Consider the following 22,806-nt stretch of genomic DNA (forward strand, 5'->3'; position numbering starts at 1 on the left):
CCGACATCTAAACTCCTCCTTCGTGATTTTTTACAATAATATAATATTTAACGGATTATAAAAGTGTTACAGCAACGTGATTAACACTTTTCCCCAAATACCACCCACAAGAAATACTTCCTGGCAATGCAATTATACTACCGAATTCCATTTGGGTTATTACAACTCCTGTCTGTAAACCCGGAAGAGCTTTATAATTTGACCGCCAAACACAGGCATGATTATTTTTCTTTTTACAGTATCATTGCTTTCAGCCACCTGGGAAGCCTCCCCCCTGGTATAGCCGTAAGTTTTGCACCGTGTATAGAAGCTCTTCAGCGCCTGCCAGTGAATACCCTTATGCCTGAATTCAGGCACTATACCGCCGATGGCCAGTCTTATTACCCCGCCACTGCCGTCACGGCCAGGCTTTTTATAAGGAATTGATAAAAACATGCCCGCCGGCCGGCCATTCACCTCAATAATCATAAATAAGTCCGGTGGAACCTGCATAGCCAGACCCATTAAAAACCCCTGGGTATCCGCCAAAGACATCGGTATAAAACCCCATATTTCCGACATGGACTTATTGTTTATTTCCTGGATAATTTTAGCTTCACGCATATTAGCATAATTTACTGAACGAATTGCAACATCGGAGACATCCTGTGATCGAACCAACTCCCGGGGAAGTTCTTCAGGCAGCGTCCAATTAAAGCATTCAAGATCATGTATTTTCTCAAACCCGGCATTCTCCACTAAAATTTGATAATAAGGGGGATTATAAGGTATCTCCATTTGTGGTTCATATTCAAATCCTTTAATCATTAAACCCACCTGCTGGTTGGTATTTAAGGTGGCGGGACCGATCATTACAGTTTTACCCTGTGCTTTAAGCCATTCGGCTGCGGCATCAAAAAGAGCCGCGGCTGCGCCGGCATCATCAACGCATTCAAAACAACCCCAGAATCCCTCATCCGAACGTGGATTCAACCGGTCGATAGATGCGGTTATTCTCCCTACCGGCTGCCTTTCTCTATAAACCACAAAATTAACATATTTTAAATGCTGCAATAATGGATTAACCAGGGGTACGAAGCGCATGCCGGTAGCATATTTTTCCGCGGAAGGCGGCACAGCCCCCTGCCCATAAACCAGAGCAGGTACCGATAAAAAAGATTGCATGTCAATACGATTATTGACCCTGGTGACACGCACTTTCATAATTCATCTCTCCTCCTACCATGTTTCAAACATCCCTGCACCATAAAATATTTTGGAGCCGCCGGTAAAACAACTCCAAAATCATAATTTAATCTCATATTATTCATTTTTCCCATACGATGTTACCCGGTGCCGGAATATTAGTTAAAGTGCCCCCGAGAAAATATGCTAATAATAACATTTAATAGTAACAATTTATTTCCCGTGCCCATATATTGGTAGTAAATATAAAAGGAGGGATAACTATGGGATACGGCACCGGTTCCGCACCGCATCAGGGGAAACCGGGTAAAGGGACCAAACCGTCCTTCGGCAAAGCACCAAAAGGTAAAACTAAGGCACCGGCTAAACCGGCTCAAGGTAAACCCACCGCACCCGGAAAACCGGCAACAGGCAGACCACCCCGGAGTAAATAGGCAGACACTGTGAAACCCCGGGGAAAAATCATCCCGGGGTTTTTATTTATCTACAAGTTGGCTAAATAATAAGGGTTGCCAATAAAACAGCAACCCCATTTAGCAATTACTTAGCGCATACGCCGGGGCCCCAAAACCCCATGCCGAAAACAAGCAAAATCAGGATTAGAAACAGGATGAAGCTGCCGTCAAAGAAGGTCCCGCCACCACATCCGCCACCACATCCGGCACCAAAGCCCATAATTTATTACCTCCCTCTTAAACTATTCCTTAACATCATAAGCACCGAAACCTACAAATCCCATACCGAATACCAGCAAGATCAGGATCAGGAACAGAATAAAACCACCACTGCTTCCACCGTAAGCCACTTTATAACCCCCTTTCTTATAGGTTTAAATACATGGTATTCATCACCCTTTATAAGTGTTAATAACCGACGATATTAATTTGATAAGACCGGTGAAAATAACTGTTGAAGCAAGCAGGTATTCACATGAAAATATGTCATAAACTAAAATAACACCTCCTAATTATCAGAAGGTGTTTCATTCCTTGATTATTTAGTTAACCTGCAATAAAGATTTTATATCCGCAAGTAAGTATTCGATAACCACCCGATCGGTGGGAAAAGCCAACGGCGGAGGAGCTGATAAATCAAAATAGCCCACCCGGTCCAGGTCATCACCCGCCAGCGGCTCACCGCCGGTTACCCGGGCCCGAAACCAGATACCTACGGTGTGTTTTTCAGGGTCATGAAAATTAGACTGCACCGTAAAAACCCCGACCGGCTCTATATCCAGATTGGTTTCCTCTTTAAACTCCCGCCGCACCGCACAGTATACATCTTCATCATATTCCACATAACCGCAGGGAATACACCACAAACCCGCATATTTTCCCCCGGCTCGACGCCCCAATAGTATTTGTTTTTCGGCGTTTAAAACAATGGCGGCCACACCCGCCGCCGGGTTTTCATATAAAACATATTGGCAGGTACCGCAAACCAGCCGGGGACGTTCCTCTTTGATACAGCGATAGGCCAGTTTCCCCCCGCACTTGGGACAGTAATAAAATCTCTGCTCTTTTTTAGTCAAAGGTTTAACACCCCTATTTATAGAAAACTGTTTCCGAAAACCTACAAACCTACGGGCTTGTCCCGGAGGAGGTTCACTCCGATATCGTTTACACCCATCAATATGCCTCATAATAATCAGGCATTATGCACTGAAGATTAAACTGTCACGCGGCTGCTGTGCGGCGGGAAGCCAACATCAACACCAGCACCAGCATCAGCACCAGGGTCATCACTATAGCCCCTCCCGGCGGCAGATCAAGGTAAAATGAGCATAACAGCCCAATAACAACAGCCGTCTCCCCGCAAGCAACCGCGGCAACCAGAGTACCCCGAAAGCTCTTAGCCAGCTGCATGGCTGCCGCAACGGGCAAAACCATCAGCGATGAAACCAGCAAAATACCTACAATACGCATGGATACCGCAATGGTTAGTGCCGTCAGCGCCGTAAAGCCCACATTAATCAGCTTTACCGGCAACCCACTGACCCGGGCGGTTTCCTCATCAAAGGTAATGGAAAACAGCTCCTTAATAAAAAATACCGTCAACAGCAGCACCGGCAGGCCAATCACCGCTATGACATAAATATCTTCCGCGGTAATAAGAACAATACTGCCGAACAGGTAGCTCATAAAGCTGCCGTTAAAACCATTGCCCAAACCAATCAATATAGCTCCCAAAGCCACCCCGGCCGATAAAATAATGGCTATCGCCAACTCGGAGTAATATTTGTATTTATCCCTCAACCCTTCGATTAAAAGAGAACCGCCCAATGCAAAAACCGACGCCGCCAGCACGGGCTGAGTCCCCATTAAAAGACCTGCCGCCACACCGGAAAGACAAACATGGGACAGAGCATCCGCAATCATGGACATGCGGCGCAAAGTAATGAAAAGCCCGATAATGGGGCAAATCACGCCCACCAACAGCCCCCCGCCCAGAGCACGCAGCATAAAATCATACTGAAATATTTCCAATAAACGCCTACCCCCTGACCAGACTGCCGTCGGAACAGCCCAGGCTAATTTTTTCTTTCCGTCTTACCATACAATCCCGCCAACGTACTTCATCGGAATAATTATGACAATTGCAGGAGCAAATTTTGCGATCCAGACATACCCGTTTGCTGACTAAATAAGACAGCCATTCCGGTTCATGAGAGACCAGCATCATGGTAACGCCATCATCACGCAAATTTTTAAGCAGCCGGGCCAATGCCGTCAAATTAGCGGCATCCACACCGTTGGTAGGCTCATCCATAATCAAAACCCGGGGCTGCACCGCCAATGCGCGGGCGATCATAACCCTTTGCTGCTGCCCCCCCGATAATTCACTTATCGGGGCGTTACGCAAGGACAACATATTCACCCGTTCCAGAGCTTCCTCGGCGCACCGCTTATCCTCTTTGCCGAAAAAACGAAACATACCGCGCAGCCCGGCCCGGCCCGAAAGCACCACTTCAAAAATTGTGGCCGGATAACTGCGGTTAAAAAGAGTGGCCTTTTGAGATACATAACCAATACGATACCATTCTCTAAATTTGTTTGACGGCACTCCAAAAATTTTAACTTCACCGGACTGGGGCTTAATTAACCCCATAATGATATAAAGTAAAGTGCTTTTACCGGCGCCATTGGGGCCGGTAATGCCCACCACATCACCCTCATGCACATGCAGGGAAATACCATCCAGCACCGGGTGACAGCCGTAAGTAAAATGAACATCAATTAATTCAATCATTACTTTTGCTTCACCCCCAGTGCCAGGGAAAGATGCCGCAGATTTTCCTCCATTACAGACAGATAATCCTTACCCGCCTGTCTTTCCTCGGGGGTAATACCACCCAGAGGGTTCAGCACCAATGTTTGGGCACCAGCTTCCCGGGCAATCACCTCGGAAACCCGCGGACTGACTAACGTTTCAAAAAATATATACTTGACACCGGTCTGACGTGCCGTTTCAACAATCTCCGTCATGCGGGCGGGACTGGGATCCGCACTCGGAGAAATACCCCGGATAGGCACCTGTTCCAGGTTATAGCGATGAGCAAGATAACCGAATGCGGCATGGGAAACAATAAATTTGCGCACCGCAACCCCATCCAACGTTTCCGCAAACTTTTTGTCCAAACCGCTCAGCTGTTTCTGGTAACGGACGGCATTATCATTATAATATCCCGCATTATCCGGGTCCGCCTTTTGCATACCCTTGACTATGTTTTCAACCATCATACCGGCATTTTGAGGGTCGAGCCAGATATGCGGGTCGGTATTGCCGGCATGTACGTGGCCGTCGGATACCTCATGCGCTCCATCGGTATGCGTATCATGCAAGTGCCCGTCGGCGCTCTCATCATGACCGTGGCTATCAGTGCCCGGCTGCATAGCTACGGGCAATAATTCTATACCCGTGCTGCAGTCCACCGCTACCGGGCCGCCCTCTTTAAGGCTTTGCAGCACTTTTTGCACCCAGGTTTCCATACCCGCACCGTTGTATACTATCACATCGGCCTGCTGTAAATTAACCATATCCTTGGGGGAAGGCTCCCAGTCATGAGGTTCCACCCCGTCAGGCACCAATTGCACCACCCGGGCCCGGTCACCGCATACATGCGCGGCAAAATCATAAACCGGGTAAATGGTCGCGTATACCACTACATCGTCCTTATCCGAACCTGTTTTATCCTGATCACCGGAGCACCCCATTATCGCAAAATTAATCGACAATAAAATTAAAGCTAAAAAAACAGCTGCTTTCCGCAATATTTACTCCTCCTTTTTTAAACACTGTGCGCAGTAACCGAATATTTCAAAGCTATGTCTTTCTATGGAAAATTTTTTATCCTTTATTTGCTGTTTATCCAAATAATCCAAGGGACAAAAATCCACTTCCTCGGAACAACCGCACCCCAGGCAGATTAAATGATGCCGGTGGCCTCCTTTTCCCACCAGCTTATACCTGCCTTTGCCATCGCCGAAATCCGTTTTATCCAGCATATTTAACCGTTCCAGTATGCCGACATTACGATAAACGGTATCCACGCTCAAATTTGGAAAACGGGCCGCTATTTGGCCGTGAATATCTTCCACCGTTACATGCCTGTTCTCCTGCGCCAGCAAATTGATAATCTCCTGGCGCTGGGGAGTTATTTTATAGCCATGTTCCTTTAACTTAATAAAAATGTCCTGTGTTTTCAAATCGGGATCACTCCTAAACAGGAATTATTCTTATTTAACCATTAAAATATCCCACCCGGCTTTATTTGTCAAGTTATTAACCGGTATCCTTAAATAATAATATTTATTAAAAACACTGGTTAGAAGACAAATTTTTTAAAATAGCTTAAAGCCGTTAACCGGATAGAGCAAAAAGAAATAACCCTTACCGCTTGGTAAGCGGGGGTTATCTTATTGAACACTATTATTGAGCTATTAAGAAAGCATAACCTTCTTATCATCCAATATTTTCAAAACATACGCTGCGGCAACCATTTTAGCACTCAATACATCCGGAGTTTGGGTTTTGGCCAAATCCATCTGCTCCTTGACAGTAGCCCCTTCATTGGCGCATTTAAATATTTCATTGCTTATTGTTTGCCTGGACGCATCCAACTGGGCAAAGCTGATAGCGGAAGAAAGAACATCCCGCAACAAATCTTTTTCCATTTGGGGATCAAATTCCGGCAGATAAACACCGTTGCCCCGGTAAATTTCAATTAACGCGGACAACAGATAACGTGCATCCGTATTTTTTTCGTTATTTTCCATGGTTCAACTCCTTCATAAATAGTAAGTCATCATGTTTTCATCCCCATTATATATCCCTTAGATGCAAAAACAAAACCCTATCTCTAACAATAATAACCGAAAGTTATGTTAAGTCCAACCCCGCCAGGCCGGCGGCAGTGCGCCATGCAACGTCCTCCAGGGTATCCTGGTTCGGGCATACTCTTGCCACCTGCTCATATAACAGCCTTACCGGGTAAGCCATCCCCATGGGATAGTCGCTGCCGAACAACATGCGCTTGCTGTACTTTTCAATAATACGCTGCATACCATCAATATCCCTGCTGCCGGGAGAACAGAAAAAAAATGTATTGGTGGTATCAAGATAAAGATTGGGGTACTGTTCCATAATCCCGGGCCACTCTTCATAGGGCAGGTCGTCATATAACAGATGGGCCGCTATAATTTGCATCTTTGGATAATTTCGCAGCAAGGCTAAAAAATCCCCGGTAAGTGAGCCCTTGCCGTAAAAACGGGCAAAACCGGTATGTATATTCACCGGGCAGCCCCTGGCCTGCAAAATTTCATATATCTTCAGCATGCGTCTGTCTAAAATATCAAAATTCTGAATATACGGATGAAATTTAAAACCTTTTAGCTTTAACCCATCCAATGCTTCATCTATAATCCGCTCTTTGTATTCATCCCCGGGGTGCAAAGAAGCAAAGGGTATAATCTCTGTATACCGATCGGCCAGCTCCCGCTGCCAGCGGTTGATTTCCCGGCTTTCCCCGGGCTGCAGCGGATAAAAGTAATTAAAAAAATAATCGGCCCCGGCTTGTTTCATTTGTTCTAGAAGTTCGCCCGGACTAATATCCAGATCCAGCTGCTCATACTCCTTGACCATCCGCCTGATCCACTTGATTCCCCCCCTGATCCGGTACGGGGTCATCAAATGCACATGAGCATCTATAAAATATTTCGGCGCCGCCACCTTTAGCTCCTCCTCTCTCTGCCAGCAGCAAACTATCAGTAAATTTAAAAAATTGATAGCGCTTATAATAACTCGATAACAGTTCTACTTCCATATTACTCCTAATATTAAAAGGTTGAAAGCATTAGTTGTAAATAAAAAGGTGGGAATATGCTTTCCCCACCCGTATCACTGCATGATTATCAGTCAATGCCCAACTCTTCAAAACATTTTTTCCTATAGTTTTCCACCCCCGCAGTCAGCCGATCATTATTTTGTTCCGCCGTATCAAGCATTTCTTGAATAATCGCGGTTAATTGACTCGGTTCGCTTTCGGCCAGCACTTTGGCATAACTTAACCTGGCCTCGGGCGACAACATTTTGTCTTCATAACTAAAAAGAGGAGTATTGTTGGCACCCAATAGAGCAAATTGAACATAGCGTTCATACAGCATTTGGACATCCGCCAGCTTTACCGAATCAAGATAAGTGTTTATAAACTTTTCCTGGTTTAAAGCCCTGGTTAATACCGTGTCCCAACCAATGACCAGTGCGGCATCCTTGGCGGGGGGATTATCTGATTCCGCAGCCATTATATCAATATACGCTTTGATATCCGGTGTCACCCGAGAACTGTAATCCTGGTAGCACTGATAGTCAATAATGGGGTAAAACATCCCCTCGGCCGTGTCCACTTTATAACCGGCATTTTTAGTCCGGGTCACCAGCTCTTTCAGCTCCTTGTCCTTTATAGCACCTGCGTCATTAATATCAACACCGGGTTTGTATTCATCCATAAACTTTTGAGCAATAGTATTATTATCACTATACAACTCATCTGTTATTTGGGGTAAATAGTTTACCTGGGCTTTTTCCAGACCGACAACCATTTGTGAAGCGTTCTCAGGAGAAAGCTTGGCTATGTTGCTATCCACATATTTAATTATAGCTTGGATGTCGCCATTGTCTTTCACAAGCGCGTTAAAATCACTTATTACAGCCTTTTGCTCTTCCCCGCTTATACCGCCTTCTCCCGCAGTCCGACCCTGCTGACCCTGATTTGACTTGTTCGCACCCGAATCGGCCTGTTCTGTCGCGGAACAACCAATTAGCGATAAAGTAATGCACATTATAAATACCGCAGATAACATGATTTTTCTTATCGGCATGGCAATCCTCCCATAGTCAATTGTTAGCTTTGCGAATCAGATCCTGCTACAATCCAAAATCAAACAGGCTCTCACCCGGCGCTTAAATAGTATGACTTAAATTTAAGTAGGATTGTTCCCCAAAAAAATTATTACCTGCAATTGCCTGATATCGTCTAACATCGATATCTCTATATGCTTAACCCATCTTACCGGCGGCTATCGACATTGAAATAGAATGCCCGGTTATTGGCTCTGCAAGAGCGGTAAGTGGATCATGAACTGTGTACCACAGCCCTCTTCGCTATCGGCTGTGATAGTGCCGCCCAACCGCTGGACAGCTTCCCGGGCTACGGCGAGTCCATGGTTACAGCATACCGTGCAGCTCAGTTAGATTATTTTTGTTTACAATATAAGATTTATGGGTCCGTATACTATCCGGCCTCTGAAGCTTTTCGGCTACTGTGTACAACCGACAACGGCGTCGACTTCCACCAAGAAGTCGGCGCCGCTGTACATTTCAGTATCGTAAGGTTCTTCAATTATGGTATTCTTCTTATTTCGATTTGATACTCCGGATTTTTTATCGTTTTTTCGTATATCGCCGCTGTTCCGAAGAATTTTGCGAACCTGCCGAGTCGCGTTCGTTCGTTTAATTGCATTCCTTTTGCTGGCGTATAGCCATATTTCCCCATAACATGTCGTACCATCCACCCCACGTTCCGACGGTGGGGGGCGTTCGCGTCCCCTGCTTCATGATTAAGTGGAAACAGTTTGCAATTGGCGAATTTTTCCTCCAACTCTGCTACCACTCCCGCCAAGGCCGGCAGGCCCATCTGTGTCGCGGACAACATCAGGTTTACATTTTCAGGTCGCGTTAGGAACTCCATGGCCGCCTCGCTGTCTTGATTTTTAGGAATCGAACTGTTTTTGAAAAACTCGCTTGTGATGGTTTTCATATCGGTGCACCTCTTTCATCTATAATACATATTGCATTATAGTTAGTATATCAGAAATCCTTCAGTGTGTCAACACTATATCGCATTTTGTCGTATAGATTTTATTGCTTATTTCTGGTCCCACACTGTATGAACGAATTAGACCGACACTTTTCACTTGAAACAAGGGAGCGAGCCTTAGTTTGTGCGTTTTGTCGGCATTAGAAATTAAGCGGCATTAATAATGCACTTTGCGAAAAAGAATAGCAACACATGTTTAAAAATTTCGCGATCGTTGATTACCATTGATGATCAATAATTGCGGAACAATTATTGTAATTTTGCCGTCAATATTATAAAATACAATTTGCCGCATTACCAAATTTTGTCGTAGAGGGGGTGGCAGGGTACCTGCCCCTGGTAAAATGAGGTGTTTTATTTGAACTACTTGGAATTTATTTTACTTAATTCAATTATTACTTCCATAGCATTTTTTATCGGATATAAATTTAGACCGCTCATAACGAAGAAAAAAAGATTATTCACAGGATTTGCCGTAGCTTTTACTATCTTAACGATACTGTTAAGCGTAGATTTGTTAATGCCAACAATTAATATTTCTAAGACCGGTATTGCAACTGCTATTGCTGTGGGCTTACCCCTTGGTTTGGCTGGGCCGCCTTATGACCCTAATTAACGAGCTGCACTCCGGATAATAACATTCAAAAGCGAGGTTTGTCTATGGATATAAGGATAAAGGAATTAATTGATTTAACAAAAGCAAAATTTGGTTTAGACGACTATTATTTACATACACACAGACTTCGCCGCTCCATAAATATCTATAACAACCCGGTCTATACCTTATGCATGGAATGGTTTCCCGGCCATGCCACCAAACAAGAGAATGATGATTATAATCCAGCAGGCACGGCCGTCGTAGATATAGACATAAACAGTCGTCAATTTAAGAGTATTATTTTTGTCGGTGGTAAGTCTTTTGCGAATGGGATCGTGTTTCCAAACAGCAATACCAATGCCCTCATAAAATGGATTGAGCAGGAAACAGGGTTGGCGTATGGGGAGCAATTTCAATTGGTAAGGGAAAAGAAAGGAGAGCTGTTTTTTCAAGAGCGCATTTATGGTATTGCGGCTTCACCTGCCGGATATATTGAAATTAACCTTGACCAAGAGGGCAAGCTCACTTTATTTTCGGTAAATGGTCATTTCCCGTCTAAAGACCTAATAATAAAAGAGACATATTCCCTGACCCTTGAGAAAGTAGAGCAATTGACGAAGGAGCAGTTAAAATTCGTAGAATTACCTTCGTTGGAGAAAAAACGGTTTATACCCGTTTATGCCATTGAGGAAATTTTTGTTACCAATGATCAAACATCTACTATTCCCTTTAAACTTAATACAGATATTAAGTCGGACTTAACAATTGAAAAAGTAATGCGTTGGAAAACACCGGTCAATAAACCATTTAAAAGAACAGAAATTAGTTTTATTGAGGATGTAAAACCTGATCAGACATTTTTATGCGAGTCACACCCGGACACACTTCCGATAACTCCAATAGAGCAAGACCAGTGTATCATGGCCGTTGAAAACTTTTTACGTCAAGTGTTTCCACAAGACACAGGAAAATGGATTCTCAAGACACTGCATCGTGAGAATGGATATATTCATGCACTATTAAAGCAAAACAAAACGGACAACTGTGTGTTTCAGCGAAAACTAATTATCTTTCTCGATGCGATTAATATTCAAGTATTGAATTATATGGATACCAAGCCTTTCCTGGAAATTTTTAAAGACTTTGAGAAACCGGAAAAAACAACGCTGAATAAAGACGAGGCATACGAAAAAATTCGTGCTTTAATTGAGTTAACGCCTGTCTATGTATATAATTTTAAGCAAAAAAAATATAGCCTTTGTGGCAAAATCGATTGTCATTATGGCGTTCATGCAGCCAGAGGCCAAGCGGTTTTATTGGATGACCTGTAATTTCACATCGTATCAGCGCTTAACAATTGTTCTATAGTCTTTTTTAAATCTGGCGGAGTACCGGGACTTTAGGCATTTAAATCATCCATCAGCTCACCAGCATCTACAACTTCTGCGGGAAGTTGGGTGCAGAGTACATGAAGTATTATGGGTTTCATATATGCAGGCCGGTTTTTATGCTATAAAGCTATAATATCAATTCTACTTTATATTGGTAAGAATAGTGTTTCACTGTAAGAAACTAAAAGAAATCTGTTTTTTTTAATGACCTAGTGACTAGCATCCTTACTAATGCGCTTTTGCTGAGACCATTTTCCCTTGCTATTTTGGAAATCTGTTCGTTCTCTCTTTCAGTTAGCCGTATGGTTATTACTTCGGTTTTCTGCTCAGGTATTAAAAGTTTTTTCTCTTCTAAATTATCCAGAGGATTGTACTTGCCTTTATCGTACCTTTGAGATTCTGCTAACAATTCCTTTTTCGTGACCTGACCAAGGCTTGACACATCTTTAACAGTTTTAATATTAATTTTTCTTCTTTGAGTTTTACTCATTTTCACGTAACACCTTACTTTCTTGACGATATATTTTTTCAAGAGCGGAGTCTGCCCAATAGGCAGTGATTATATAGAGATTTCCGTCAGAGAACAGCCGACCTATAATAAACAGGACACGGCCTTCCTCTGTTTCGCCCAGTATTTCAAATACCTTGCCCTTTGATTTTCCTTTTGGGGCAGGTGATGTTTGTTTGGGTTTTAATACAACCAGATATGAGTCCCCTAAAGCATCTGATAGATCTTCCTTGTATACTTTATGCTTATTGTTTAACTTAATCTCAATGTCCTCATCTAGAATAATTGTTTCATTAAAGCATTTTATAAATTCTGAACTAACAGTTCGTTTTAATATCAAACGATTTCACCTACTTGCCATCAATGTATTACATTGTGGGCAAATGTATTACAAACTAATGTAATTATATAACATCATAGCCTTGACTGCAAGTCGGCACTTGCATTGAATAAGGTGCTCGCAGTTTTTTTAACCGGGAGGCGGATTAATTGCTTAGATTAGGTGCTTCCTTTTGGGGAAGGAGGGAGATTCCGGCAACCACTTATTTCAGGCCCCGGCATATCGGTTAAGCAATACCATCTGCATGAAAACGGGCTGTCCGTTATTGAAAATCCGAAGCCGAATAAAGGGCATTATGGAACATGGTTGGGCGATAAAAACCTCTCTCCTTTCAGGAAAGTTAAGCTTATAAGGTTTGATTTTCCCCTTTTACATCAAGCTCGGAAAATCCAGAAACCCTGTAGCTTTATAATTCCGGTGGAGCATTACAATCTTCATTTATATGAAGTATAGTAATTTAGAAAACAATTTTATATATATGGGTGATTTCATGGACTGCATCACAATAGCGGTGTGAATTACAACGGCAATTTGAAAAAAAATTTAAAGATACGTTAGGAATGACTCCCGCCCAATACCGGGCAACGATGGCCCAAAAATAAAAAAATGAGTAATTGACTTCCGTGTGATGGTTTCGGAGGTCTTTTTTTATTTACAACATAGCACCCAGCGGCGTAAATATAGCACTGGAATGAATATCCCGCTTACCATCATTTACATATAATCGGAAAAAACTGACCGATATACCGCTGATTTGTCTAAGGGTAAACACAGCCTTATAAACCGAATTACCGACGCAAACCTTCAAATCCTTGACGCTACGGGGAATGTGTTCATGGGGAAAACAACCTTTTTAGCAAATCTATCCGATCCGATGGAAATGTTCACGAGCGATAGATCAGGCAGAAAGATATTATCCTCTGAGTATAGGGAGGCTATTTTTTTCCCATTACCCAAGATGAGGGACAAACCACCAGGGGAGCAGTGGAATTATGATCAAAACGAATAATGAGGAGGAAAAGCCATGCAAAAAAACAAAATAATTTTGGCTCTTTTACTTGTCGCAGCCTTAACCATTGCGCAACTGCCCGTGACGGCGCTGGCGGCCAGTGCGGGCGAGCCCGCACTGGATAGTGGTACTAATAGTGAAGGCGGCGAGATCATCGCCTTCTACACGCTGCCGGAGGAAACGGCAAACCAAACGGTAGCTTTAGGCACCTCTCTGGAGGATTTGAATTTGCCGAACACCTTAAACGCAACGCCGCTCTTAACAGGCGGTCTAAACGGCTCCGGCGAAAATCTATTGGTCAATCCCGATGCGGAATCCGGCGACAGCGATGTTGGCTGGCAGAATGAGCGCGGGCCGGTGATGGGGAATTCCGGCGGAGGAAGAACCGGGAATTATTTTCAAATCCGGGCGCAGGGGCATGTATCAACGAATTCAATCTACTATCAGGATGTGGATATCAGTAGCCTGGGGGCCCAAATCGATGCCGGCTTAATCATGATCAGTCTGAACGGATATTTTTTCAAGGAAGGAAATGAAGAGACGGATCAAACGAAAATCCGCCTTGAGATGCTGGACGCGGATAGCGACTTGGTTGCCGGCCCCTTTGAGCGCAGCTGCTCCACGGAAGGAGGCTGGCCAGCACAATGGGAAGCGTTTGCGATTAGTGAAGGCGCGGTTTCCGGCACCAGAACGCTTCGTGTAACGATGGATGCCTATGTCAACGGCGGAGGTGTGAATATTACCTATCCAGGCGGGCCCTTTAGTCCACCACATTATGAGACGATCTATCACCATGCCGGCTTCGACGACATGTCCCTCACCGCCGTGGAGGACACAAGCGAGGCGCCCGTTGTTTCCACAATAGCCAGCCAGGTGACCGATTCGGGGAGCACGTTGGGGCCGCTCGGCTTTACGGTCAGCGATACGGATACAAATCTGAGCAGCCTCACAGTATCGGCATATTCATCGAATCAGACGCTGATCCCCGATGCGAACATCGAGGTTAGTCTGAGCGGGGCTAATGGCGCAATCCGCCTAAGATCGGTGGAATACGAGATTGGCGAAGCGGATGTGACGATCGCCGTTTCCGACGGAAACAAGACCACGCGCATGCGTTTCCGGGTCACCGTATATCCGGCCATTCAAATTGGAAGCAACATCGTGATCAACGGCGATGGAACGTCCATAACGGGTTGGACAAACCCGGAGGGCCGTTTCTATTCCGACGGTGTTAAGTTTATCGTAGGAACAGTAAGTTCCACGGAATATTTCATGTACCAGGATATCGATGTCACACGCTTTAGCAACATATTTGATAAGGGGATGTCCCGCTTTACCGCCTCATGCGATGCCACGCAGGGAGGAAAAATGATCATATCCGGTCTTGCCGCAAACGGAAGCACGCTGTGGACAAAAACAAGCGGCAGTCTGATTGACGCAGGCACGCGCAAAATCCGTGTTTCGATCGGAGGGCCAATAGGCGCAACGGTAGACAATGTCAGCGTAATCCTGCAAAACACCCTGCCCACCCTCAAAAGCGGTGTCCCGACGGAAGCTTCGGCGAGCGTGACATACGGCGATACGTATACCCTTGACTTATCTGATATTTTCACCGACGCCGAAGGCGGCCCGCTGAACTACAAGGTGTCGTTAAACAGCGCGGCGGCTGTTGACATACCTTCATCACTTTATAGTTATACGCCTGCAAAGGCGGGTATAACAACGCATAAATTTCTCGCATACGACAACTACAACGGATATACAGACGATAACAACAGATATAAAGTAACCTTGACGGCGAACAAAAAAACACCCACGGCGGCTGATTTGACCTATAGCCTTGACAATAAAACCTATAACGGATTGGCGCAGTCTCTAAACGTGACCGGTCCTGCAGGGCTTGGCACGATGACGGTCAAATATAACGGCAGCGCTGCTGCTCCCAAAGACGCCGCTACTTACGCCGTCACGGTGAGCATAGCGGAGGGCACAAACTATGCTGCGACAACCGCAGATATTACCCTTGGTGATTACACCATCGCTAAGGCGCCGCTGACCATTACCGGCGGGGCAGCGGCAGCGAAAACCTACGACGGTACGACAAGCGCCGCGCTAAGCGCCATTACCTTCGGCGGACTGCAAAACAGCGAAACGCTGGCTATCGGTACCGACTACACCGTAAACGAAGCTGCGTTTGACAGCGCGGACGCGGGCAGCGGCAAGACCGTAACCGGCACGGTGGCGCTTACCGATTCGGGAACAGCCGGGAATTATCTCCTGAGCAGCACCGGCTTAAACCTAACGGGACAGAGCATCAGCAAGGCCACCGCGCCAACAGGCGTCGATCAGATGTTAGAAGTGGTCAAGAATCATTCGCAGGACTACGCCTTCGACCTGACCACCCTACTGCCGGCCATCAGCAGTCCGAAGTCCTTGGGGACGGTGACATACGTTCCTTCGATTACCGCCAACAGCGACGGTGTACTGAGTTTGCTCAATTATACCTCCGGCAATACGCTGACCATTCCGGTGAACCCGGTAGCCGCCGCGGATAAAACCGCCACCATTAAGGTAACGGTAAAAAGCACGAACTATGCGGATTTCGACACGGTTATCACCGTAAAGACCATTGATGCCGATACTACAGCCCCCACCCTCACCGGCCCGACGGCCATGACGCTGGCGGAAGGCTACAGCGCCACCTCCACCGGGGACTACACCATTACGGGCACGGAGCCGGTGGAGGTAACCAAGACCTCCGGGGACAGCAAAATCACATGGAACGATGCGACAAAGAAGCTGGACATCGCGGCGGGACTCACGCCAGGCAGCTATCCGGTTATCCTGACAGCAAGCAACGGCACCTCGCCCGACGCTACGCTAACCTTCACCCTGACAGTGAGTTCAGTTGACGAGGACGGCTGCCTGGTAACATACAAGGGGGCGCAAGCGAGACATAACGGGGACACAAATACCTATGATATTCGTTTTATCGCCATTATCAATACCCTGAACGCCAAGGAAGTCGGCTTTGTTTTCTCAAAAACCCAGGCAATCCCCACCAGGGAGAATGCTTTCGTGAAAGCGACCTCGACGGTATATGAGGAGATAACAGCATCAGGTTCGCCCGTAACGGCGGCAAGCCTGGGAGGACAGTATATCATTGCGTGTTCCGTTACCGGAATTCCGGCGGATGATATCAACGACGAACTTCATGTGAGAGCCTTTTCAACCGTAGGAACAGCAACAAAATACACGCCGGTGACGACAGTCACTGTCAGCGGATTACTAACCCCATTATGAACCTGGTGATGAACCTGTGCGACCGGGTGGCCGTGCTGAACTTCGGTCAAAAAATCGCCGAGGGAGCGCCGGGAACAGCCCGCGGGCAATCTTTCCGGAGGGGAACAGCAGATGCTGGCCATCGGCAGGGCACTGATGGTCCGGCCCAGACTGCTGCTGGATGAACCCTCCGTGGGGCCGCCGCCGTAGGAAGTAATAATTTTATTTTATCATGGTTAAGCTTATAAGGTTTGATTTTCCCCCTTTACATCAAGCTCGGAAAATCCAGAAACCCTGTAGCTTTATAATTCCGGTGGAGCATTACAATCTTCATTTATATGAAGTATAATAATTTAGAAAACAATTATATATATGGGTGATTTCATGGACTACATCACAATATAAAGAAGAGGCAGCAAAATGGGGTGTATCTACACGGGCGATTACATACCATGTGGTGAGCGGACGCATCGAGGGCGCGATAAAAAGGGGGAATCTGTGGCTCATTCCTCAGAATTCCCCTCAACCATCTGACGAACGGCGAAAGAAAAGCCTCATGCAAAGTGAAAAGGAACAGGTGGTATCTAAAGACATATATGAATTATATGAACAAAACAGGCATGAAGGCCCATGGCCTTTTCAGTCTCTCTATGAAAATAAAGAGCTGTTTGCCCAGATCGTGAAGCACTTTCCCTATCCGATGCATATATGTGCGCCGGATGGCACGATGCTGCTGGCCAATGAAGAGTTTTTACAGTTCGCTAAAATATCCAATCCCGAAAGAATATATAAAAAATACAATGTATTGTTAAATCCAAACCTCGCCAGATGGGGAATAAAGGACTTTGTTTTGCGGGCGTTCCAAGGAGAAACCGATCTTTAAGTGGCTAATTGGCACCTTTAAGCCTATTTCCGTTAAGAGTCAACTCAGGGATTGTCCTTGAATTCTTCATCTGTTTGAAGTATAATGAGATAAACAAATACATCGTCAAATAGAGGATTTTTCATGAATTACATAACGATAAAAGAAGCCGCAGAAAAATGGGGCGTATCCACACGGTCCATTACCTACCATGTGGTGTCGGGTCGGATTGCCGGAGCCGTAAAAACAGGGAACACTTGGCTGATCCCAAAAGAAACCGCCAAGCCGAAGGATAAAAGGCGTAAACAAGCCCCCTCGCAAACGGAAACAGAAGCGGTCATCCAGTCACCAATACCATTGATCGAAAACAAAGATGTATTTGCAGAAATCGTCAAGCAGCTTCCGTATCCGCTGCATATCTGCGCGCCGGATGGCACAATAATTTTCGCAAATGAAGCGTTTTTTGAGTTTGTTAAGTCTCCTACAAGAGAATTGATAAAGGGCAACAACCTACGCAACAATCCGAACCTTGACAGATGGGGCGTAAAAGATTTTGTACGGCGGGCGTTTCAGGGAGAGATTGTCCACGCCTATGATCTTAGAGTGCCGCTTCAAGAACTGATCGAAAAGTATGGCGGCAATGCTGAGCTGCTTTCGGAAAGCCTGTATCACAATATGACGGCTTTTCCCATCCGTGATGCACACCATAAAATAGCATATATCGTGACTGTTTTTACCACTTCCCGGTATTATCAGGGCAGGGATGAAGTGATAAGGGGCAAAGAATACATAGATGAGCATTGGAAGGAAGAGTTTGATGCGGATGTACTGTCACGCATTGTCCATATGAGCAGGTATCACTACGCACGTTTATTTAAGGAACATGTGGGTATGACGCCCCACCACTATTATCAGAGCGTTAAGCTCCAAAAGCTCAAGAAAATGCTGTGTGACAGCAATCTGTCCATCGCCCAAGTGTTTAATGAATGTGGCGTGGATTACAACGGAAAGCTGTCAAAAAAACTCAAACAGGAATTGGGAATGACCCCATCCGAGTATCGGGCAATGATGATACAAGAATAGAAAAATTAAGAGAAAGACTTCCGGCTGCCACGGTTCGGAGGTCTTTTTTTGTGTGCAAAACAGCACAAAAGTCAGCAAATACCGCCACGAAAACAGTAATCCCTTTCTCCTCATGAGCGCTAAAATTGTATTTACAAAATAGCGGCTGTCCCAATCGGGACGCACTTGAGGAATTGCCGGACGAAATCCGCCGGCAGAACACCGCCGAGCTCATATTCCCCGAAACGGTGGGCGGTACGGTGGAGGGCGAAGCCGTACAAGTTCCGGTGACATGGCAGACGGAGCAGGACGATGACGAGAACGCCCCCGAGCACGGGCTTTATGTGTTTGACGCTGTGCCGGGCGAGGGCTATACCCTTGCGGGCGGCCTTGAAGCGCTCCGCATCACGGTGTATATCCCCGAAACGGTCAGCCGCTTTGCGCCTTTCCGTATGGGCGGCGGCGGTACAGGCATAAGTCCGCTGGAAATTACCACGGCGGCGCAGCTTGCGGAAATTGCCGAGCTGGTCAATGCGGGACGGTTGGAGAGCTTTTTGCTCAATGACGCCAGCGCAAAGGTTTATCTGAAGCTGATGAACGACCTCGACCTCTCCGCATATGGTCAAGACTACAACGGCGGCAAGGGCTGGCAGCCGATTGGAGGTTATATCAACAACAAAGTGATGCCTTTTAAGAGCAACTTTGACGGCGGCAGGTATACGATTTCTGGACTGTACATCAACGACAGCTCCCGTGACTACGTTGGCTTGTTCGGCATGATCGAATCAGCTACGATACAAAATTAGCAAATCTATCCGATCCGGTGAAACTGTTCACGAGCGATAGATCAGGCAGAAAGATATTATCCTCTGAGTATAGGGAGGCTGTTTTTTTCCCCTTACCCAAGATGAGGGACAAACCACCAGGGGAGCAGTGATATTTATGAAATGAGGTTCTATGAAAACAGAGTTATGATCAAAACGAATAATGAGGAGGAAAAGCCATGCAAAAAACCAAAATAATTTTGGCTCTTTTACTTGTCGCAGCCTTAACCATTGCGCAACTGCCTGTGACGGCGCTGGCGGCCAGTGCGGGCGAAGGCGGCGAGATCATCGCTTTCGACACACTGCCGGAGGAAACGGCAAACCAAACGGTAGCTTTAGGCACCTCTCTGGAGGATTTGAATTTGCCAAACACCCTGAACGCAACCGTGCGCGTGGTAGCCGAGGATACAGAAGCACCCGAGCCGGAAACAACGGAGATAAATATTCCAATTCCTGTGGAGTGGGCATCTTCACCCGATTATGACGGCGAAAAGGCCGGGGCTTACATCTTTAACGCTCAAGTATCGGGTTATACTCTAAATGCTGATCTGCCTGAAATTGCAATCACAGTCGGCAAAGCGGCGCCGATTCTTGCAGCTCTCGCGGGCGCGGTCTGCAATGTCAACGGGGTGGATTACACCGATTCCATTCGGGCTATTAGAGATGCCTTTGAAAATGGGGGAACTTTGACGCTGCTGCAAGATATCGACTGTAATGAACCTGTTGATTTACTCGCAACGCGAACCCTTGAAGTTAATCTAAATGGGTACACGTTGAACATCAACAGTAAACTACAAGCCTTCAGCGACTCAACCCTTAACCTTGTTGGGGAGGGGGAAAACGCGCATCTGAACATTAATGGTGCTGCGGTCGTACTTCAGAATAAGGCCAAAGCAAGGGTCTCTAATATTTATTCACCTGACGGATACGCCGCTGAGCTCGCAAATTTCTGCTCATTAACCGTTTCCGGGGATGCGCGCGGCGATGAAAAAGGCGTGTGGATTAATGGCAGCAAATCCTCACTGCATATAGGTGGGGACCTTATTGTTACAAATGCCTCCTACGGCATTGATGCCAGATTCAGTACTGGTACCAGTGAAAATAGTATTATGATTGGAGGCGATCTTTGTGTGACCGGTTCCAGACCTGTGGGGGTGTACGCAACAGATATCACCACCACAATAAACGGCGGGATCTATCTGCAAGGAGCACCGGAAAGCATTGCCATTAAGATGGGTATAGAGCCCTCGAAAACTTTCTCCCTTGGCGAGGGGACATATAATTCAGGCACCGGCTATTTTGAATACACCTTCTATAATAGCAAGGTTCATGTCAAGGGTCATGCGCTGACTGTCGCCGCAGGTACCGGCGGCACTGTGACCCCCGATTCGGGCCCCTTCGAGGGCGGACGGGTTGTCAATCTTTCGGCAACGCCCGCCAACATTCATTCTGCCTTCAACAACTGGACCAGTGTAGGCGGAGGAACTTTCACCGACAGCAATGCCGCTTCCACAACATTTATCATGCCGTCCACGGACACGACGGTTACGGCAAATTTCACATTCGCAAACACCCTGCCCACCCTCAAAAGCGGTGTCCAGACGGAAGCTTCGGCGAGCGTGACATTAGGCGATACGTATACCCTTGACTTATCTGATATTTTCACCGACACCGATGAAGACCCTCTAAAGTACAAGGTGTCGTTAAACGGCGTGGGGGCTGTATATATAGAAGATTCTTCATCATATTCTTCACTATATACATATACACCTACAGAATTGGGTACAACAACGCACAAATTTCTCGCACACGACGACTACAACGGATATACCGACAATAACAACAAATATAAAGTAACCTTGACGGCGAACAAAAAAACACCCACGGCGGCTGATTTGACCTATAGCCTTGCCAATAAAACCTATAACGGATTGGCGCAGTCTCTAAACGTGACCGGCCCATCAGGGCTTGGCACGATGACGGTCAAATATAACGGCAGCGCTACTGCTCCCAGAGACGCCACTACTTACGCCGTCACGGTGAGCATAGCGGAGGGCACAAACTATGCTGCGACAACCGCAGATATTACCCTGGGTGATTACACCATCGCTAAGGCGCCGCTGACCATTACCGGCGGGGCAGCGGCAGCGAAAACCTACGATGGTACGACAAGCGCCGCGCTAAGCGCCATAACCTTCGACGGACTGCAAAACAGCGAAACGTTGGCTATCGGTACCGACTACACCGTAACCGAAGCTGCCTTTGACAGCGCGGACGCGGGCAGCGACAAGACCGTAACCGGCGCGGTGATGCTTGCCGGTTCGGGAACAGCCAAGAATTATACCCTGAGCAGCACTGGCTTAAACCTAACGGGACAGAGCATCAGCAAGGCCGCCGCGCCAACCGGCGTCGATCAGATGTTAGAAGTGGTCAAGAATCATTCGCAGGACTACCCCTTCGACCTGACCACCCTACTGCCGGCCATCAGCAGTCCGAAGTCCTTGGGGACGGTGGCATACGTTCCTTCGATTACCGCCAACGGCGACGGTGTGCTGGGTTCGCTTAATTATACCTCCGGCGATACGCTGACCATTCCGGTGAACCCGGTAGCCGCCGCGGATAAAACCGCCACCATTAAGGTAACGGTAAAAAGTACGAACTATGCGGATTTCGACACGGTTATCACCGTAAAGACCATTGATGCCGATACTACAGCCCCCACCCTCACCGGCCCGACGGCCATGACGCTAGCGGAAGGCTACGGCGCCACCTCCACCGGGGACTACACCATTACGGGCACGGAGCCGGTGGAGGTAACCAAGACCTCCGGGGACAGCAAAATCACATGGAACGATGCGACAAAGAAGCTGGACATCGCGGCGGGACTCACGCCAGGCAGCTATCCGGTTATCCTGACAGCAAGCAACGGCACCTCGCCCGACGCTACGCTAACCTTCACCCTGACAGTGAGTTCAGTTGACGAGGACGGCTGCCTGGTAACATACAAGGGGGCGCAAGCGAGACATAACGGGGACACAAATACCTATGATATTCGTTTTATCGCCATTATCAATACCCTGAACGCCAAGGAAGTCGGCTTTGTTTTCTCAAAAACCCAGGCAATCCCCACCAGGGAGAATGCTTCCGAGAAAGCGACCTCGACGGTATATACCCAGATAACAGCCTCAGGTTCACCCGTAACGGCAAAAAGCCTGGGAGGGCAGTATATCATTGCGTGTACCGTTACCGAAATTCTGGAAAGTGACATTAAAGTTCCGCTCTATGTCAGAGCTTTTTCAACAGTGGGAACAGCAACAAAATACACGCCGGTGACCACAGTCACTGTCAAGGATTTAATTGATTAGGGAGGT

At 46.6% G+C, this 22,806-nt stretch carries 21 protein-coding genes and 1 pseudogene; 9 read left to right on the forward strand and 13 right to left on the reverse strand.

What is annotated here, in order from left to right:
* Positions 1 to 159: 159 nt before the first annotated feature.
* On the reverse strand, positions 160 to 1,203 hold the full coding sequence (locus ABDB91_RS12310; RefSeq protein WP_347488009.1) for a hypothetical protein: 1,044 nt from the start codon (positions 1,201 to 1,203) through the stop codon (positions 160 to 162).
* A 245-nt stretch (positions 1,204 to 1,448) separates the two neighbouring features.
* Between ABDB91_RS12310 and ABDB91_RS12315 the strand changes: the two genes are divergently transcribed.
* Positions 1,449 to 1,619 (forward strand): hypothetical protein, encoded by a 171-nt coding sequence (locus ABDB91_RS12315; RefSeq protein ID WP_347488010.1) that lies wholly within the window; start codon positions 1,449 to 1,451, stop codon positions 1,617 to 1,619.
* Positions 1,620 to 1,725: 106 nt separating this feature from the next.
* Here the strand turns inward: ABDB91_RS12315 and ABDB91_RS12320 are convergent, their stop codons facing one another.
* From ABDB91_RS12320 to ABDB91_RS12365, 10 genes are all read right to left on the reverse strand, one after another.
* Complete coding sequence (locus ABDB91_RS12320; RefSeq protein ID WP_347488011.1) at positions 1,726 to 1,860, reverse strand: hypothetical protein; 135 nt, start codon at positions 1,858 to 1,860, stop codon at positions 1,726 to 1,728.
* 322 nt (positions 1,861 to 2,182) lie between these two features.
* Entirely contained in the window at positions 2,183 to 2,716 is a 534-nt protein-coding gene (locus ABDB91_RS12325) for an NUDIX hydrolase (protein ID WP_347488012.1), read from the reverse strand.
* 145 nt (positions 2,717 to 2,861) lie between these two features.
* The gene (locus tag ABDB91_RS12330; RefSeq protein WP_347488013.1) at positions 2,862 to 3,671 is read right to left on the reverse strand and encodes a metal ABC transporter permease; all 810 of its coding nucleotides are present in this window, start codon (positions 3,669 to 3,671) and stop codon (positions 2,862 to 2,864) included.
* A gap of 7 nt (positions 3,672 to 3,678) precedes the next feature.
* Entirely contained in the window at positions 3,679 to 4,434 is a 756-nt protein-coding gene (locus tag ABDB91_RS12335) for a metal ABC transporter ATP-binding protein (RefSeq protein ID WP_347488014.1), read from the reverse strand.
* Positions 4,434 to 5,456 carry a metal ABC transporter substrate-binding protein gene (locus ABDB91_RS12340; RefSeq protein ID WP_347488015.1) on the reverse strand — a complete coding sequence of 341 codons (1,023 nt, stop codon included), beginning with the start codon at positions 5,454 to 5,456 and terminating at the stop codon, positions 4,434 to 4,436. Before ABDB91_RS12340 ends, ABDB91_RS12335 begins: the two co-directional genes overlap by 1 nt.
* Before the next feature lie 3 nt (positions 5,457 to 5,459).
* Positions 5,460 to 5,891 carry a Fur family transcriptional regulator gene (locus ABDB91_RS12345; protein WP_347488016.1) on the reverse strand — a complete coding sequence of 144 codons (432 nt, stop codon included), beginning with the start codon at positions 5,889 to 5,891 and terminating at the stop codon, positions 5,460 to 5,462.
* A 234-nt stretch (positions 5,892 to 6,125) separates the two neighbouring features.
* A complete protein-coding gene (locus tag ABDB91_RS12350) occupies positions 6,126 to 6,461 on the reverse strand; it encodes a hypothetical protein (RefSeq protein WP_347488017.1) in 336 nt (111 codons plus the stop codon).
* 103 nt (positions 6,462 to 6,564) lie between these two features.
* Positions 6,565 to 7,413, reverse strand: a complete 849-nt coding sequence (locus tag ABDB91_RS12355; protein ID WP_347488018.1) for an amidohydrolase family protein — start codon at positions 7,411 to 7,413, stop codon at positions 6,565 to 6,567.
* 182 nt (positions 7,414 to 7,595) lie between these two features.
* Positions 7,596 to 8,561 (reverse strand): hypothetical protein, encoded by a 966-nt coding sequence (locus tag ABDB91_RS12360; protein WP_347488019.1) that lies wholly within the window; start codon positions 8,559 to 8,561, stop codon positions 7,596 to 7,598.
* Positions 8,562 to 9,082: 521 nt separating this feature from the next.
* Complete coding sequence (locus ABDB91_RS12365; RefSeq protein WP_347488020.1) at positions 9,083 to 9,499, reverse strand: hypothetical protein; 417 nt, start codon at positions 9,497 to 9,499, stop codon at positions 9,083 to 9,085.
* A 409-nt stretch (positions 9,500 to 9,908) separates the two neighbouring features.
* Between ABDB91_RS12365 and ABDB91_RS12370 the strand changes: the two genes are divergently transcribed.
* Positions 9,909 to 10,175, forward strand: a complete 267-nt coding sequence (locus tag ABDB91_RS12370; RefSeq protein ID WP_347488021.1) for a hypothetical protein — start codon at positions 9,909 to 9,911, stop codon at positions 10,173 to 10,175.
* Between the two features lie 44 nt (positions 10,176 to 10,219).
* Complete coding sequence (locus tag ABDB91_RS12375; RefSeq protein WP_347488022.1) at positions 10,220 to 11,488, forward strand: hypothetical protein; 1,269 nt, start codon at positions 10,220 to 10,222, stop codon at positions 11,486 to 11,488.
* Between the two features lie 241 nt (positions 11,489 to 11,729).
* Here the strand turns inward: ABDB91_RS12375 and ABDB91_RS12380 are convergent, their stop codons facing one another.
* The gene (locus ABDB91_RS12380; RefSeq protein ID WP_347488023.1) at positions 11,730 to 12,038 is read right to left on the reverse strand and encodes a hypothetical protein; all 309 of its coding nucleotides are present in this window, start codon (positions 12,036 to 12,038) and stop codon (positions 11,730 to 11,732) included.
* Entirely contained in the window at positions 12,031 to 12,396 is a 366-nt protein-coding gene (locus ABDB91_RS12385) for a hypothetical protein (protein ID WP_347488024.1), read from the reverse strand. Before ABDB91_RS12385 ends, ABDB91_RS12380 begins: the two co-directional genes overlap by 8 nt.
* A 1,024-nt stretch (positions 12,397 to 13,420) precedes the next feature.
* On the opposite strand from ABDB91_RS12385, the gene ABDB91_RS12390 reads away from it, so the two are divergent.
* The 6 genes and pseudogenes from ABDB91_RS12390 to ABDB91_RS12415 all read left to right on the forward strand — a co-directional run bounded on the left by ABDB91_RS12390 (position 13,421) and on the right by ABDB91_RS12415 (position 22,800).
* Positions 13,421 to 16,708, forward strand: a complete 3,288-nt coding sequence (locus ABDB91_RS12390; protein ID WP_347488025.1) for a YDG domain-containing protein — start codon at positions 13,421 to 13,423, stop codon at positions 16,706 to 16,708.
* Between the two features lie 60 nt (positions 16,709 to 16,768).
* Positions 16,769 to 16,885: pseudogene (locus tag ABDB91_RS12395) on the forward strand (ATP-binding cassette domain-containing protein); the annotation flags it as partial.
* Between the two features lie 178 nt (positions 16,886 to 17,063).
* Positions 17,064 to 17,570 carry a hypothetical protein gene (locus tag ABDB91_RS12400; RefSeq protein WP_347488026.1) on the forward strand — a complete coding sequence of 169 codons (507 nt, stop codon included), beginning with the start codon at positions 17,064 to 17,066 and terminating at the stop codon, positions 17,568 to 17,570.
* A 123-nt stretch (positions 17,571 to 17,693) separates the two neighbouring features.
* Positions 17,694 to 18,632 carry a helix-turn-helix domain-containing protein gene (locus ABDB91_RS12405; protein ID WP_347488027.1) on the forward strand — a complete coding sequence of 313 codons (939 nt, stop codon included), beginning with the start codon at positions 17,694 to 17,696 and terminating at the stop codon, positions 18,630 to 18,632.
* Positions 18,633 to 18,757: 125 nt separating this feature from the next.
* Positions 18,758 to 19,417, forward strand: coding sequence for a hypothetical protein (locus ABDB91_RS12410; protein WP_347488028.1), 660 nt, complete (start codon positions 18,758 to 18,760; stop codon positions 19,415 to 19,417).
* A gap of 197 nt (positions 19,418 to 19,614) precedes the next feature.
* Complete coding sequence (locus tag ABDB91_RS12415; RefSeq protein ID WP_347488029.1) at positions 19,615 to 22,800, forward strand: YDG domain-containing protein; 3,186 nt, start codon at positions 19,615 to 19,617, stop codon at positions 22,798 to 22,800.
* Positions 22,801 to 22,806 lie beyond the last annotated feature (6 nt).

This window comes from Desulfoscipio sp. XC116 (genome assembly GCF_039851975.1).
Taxonomy (GTDB): Bacteria; Bacillota; Desulfotomaculia; order Desulfotomaculales; family Desulfallaceae; genus Sporotomaculum.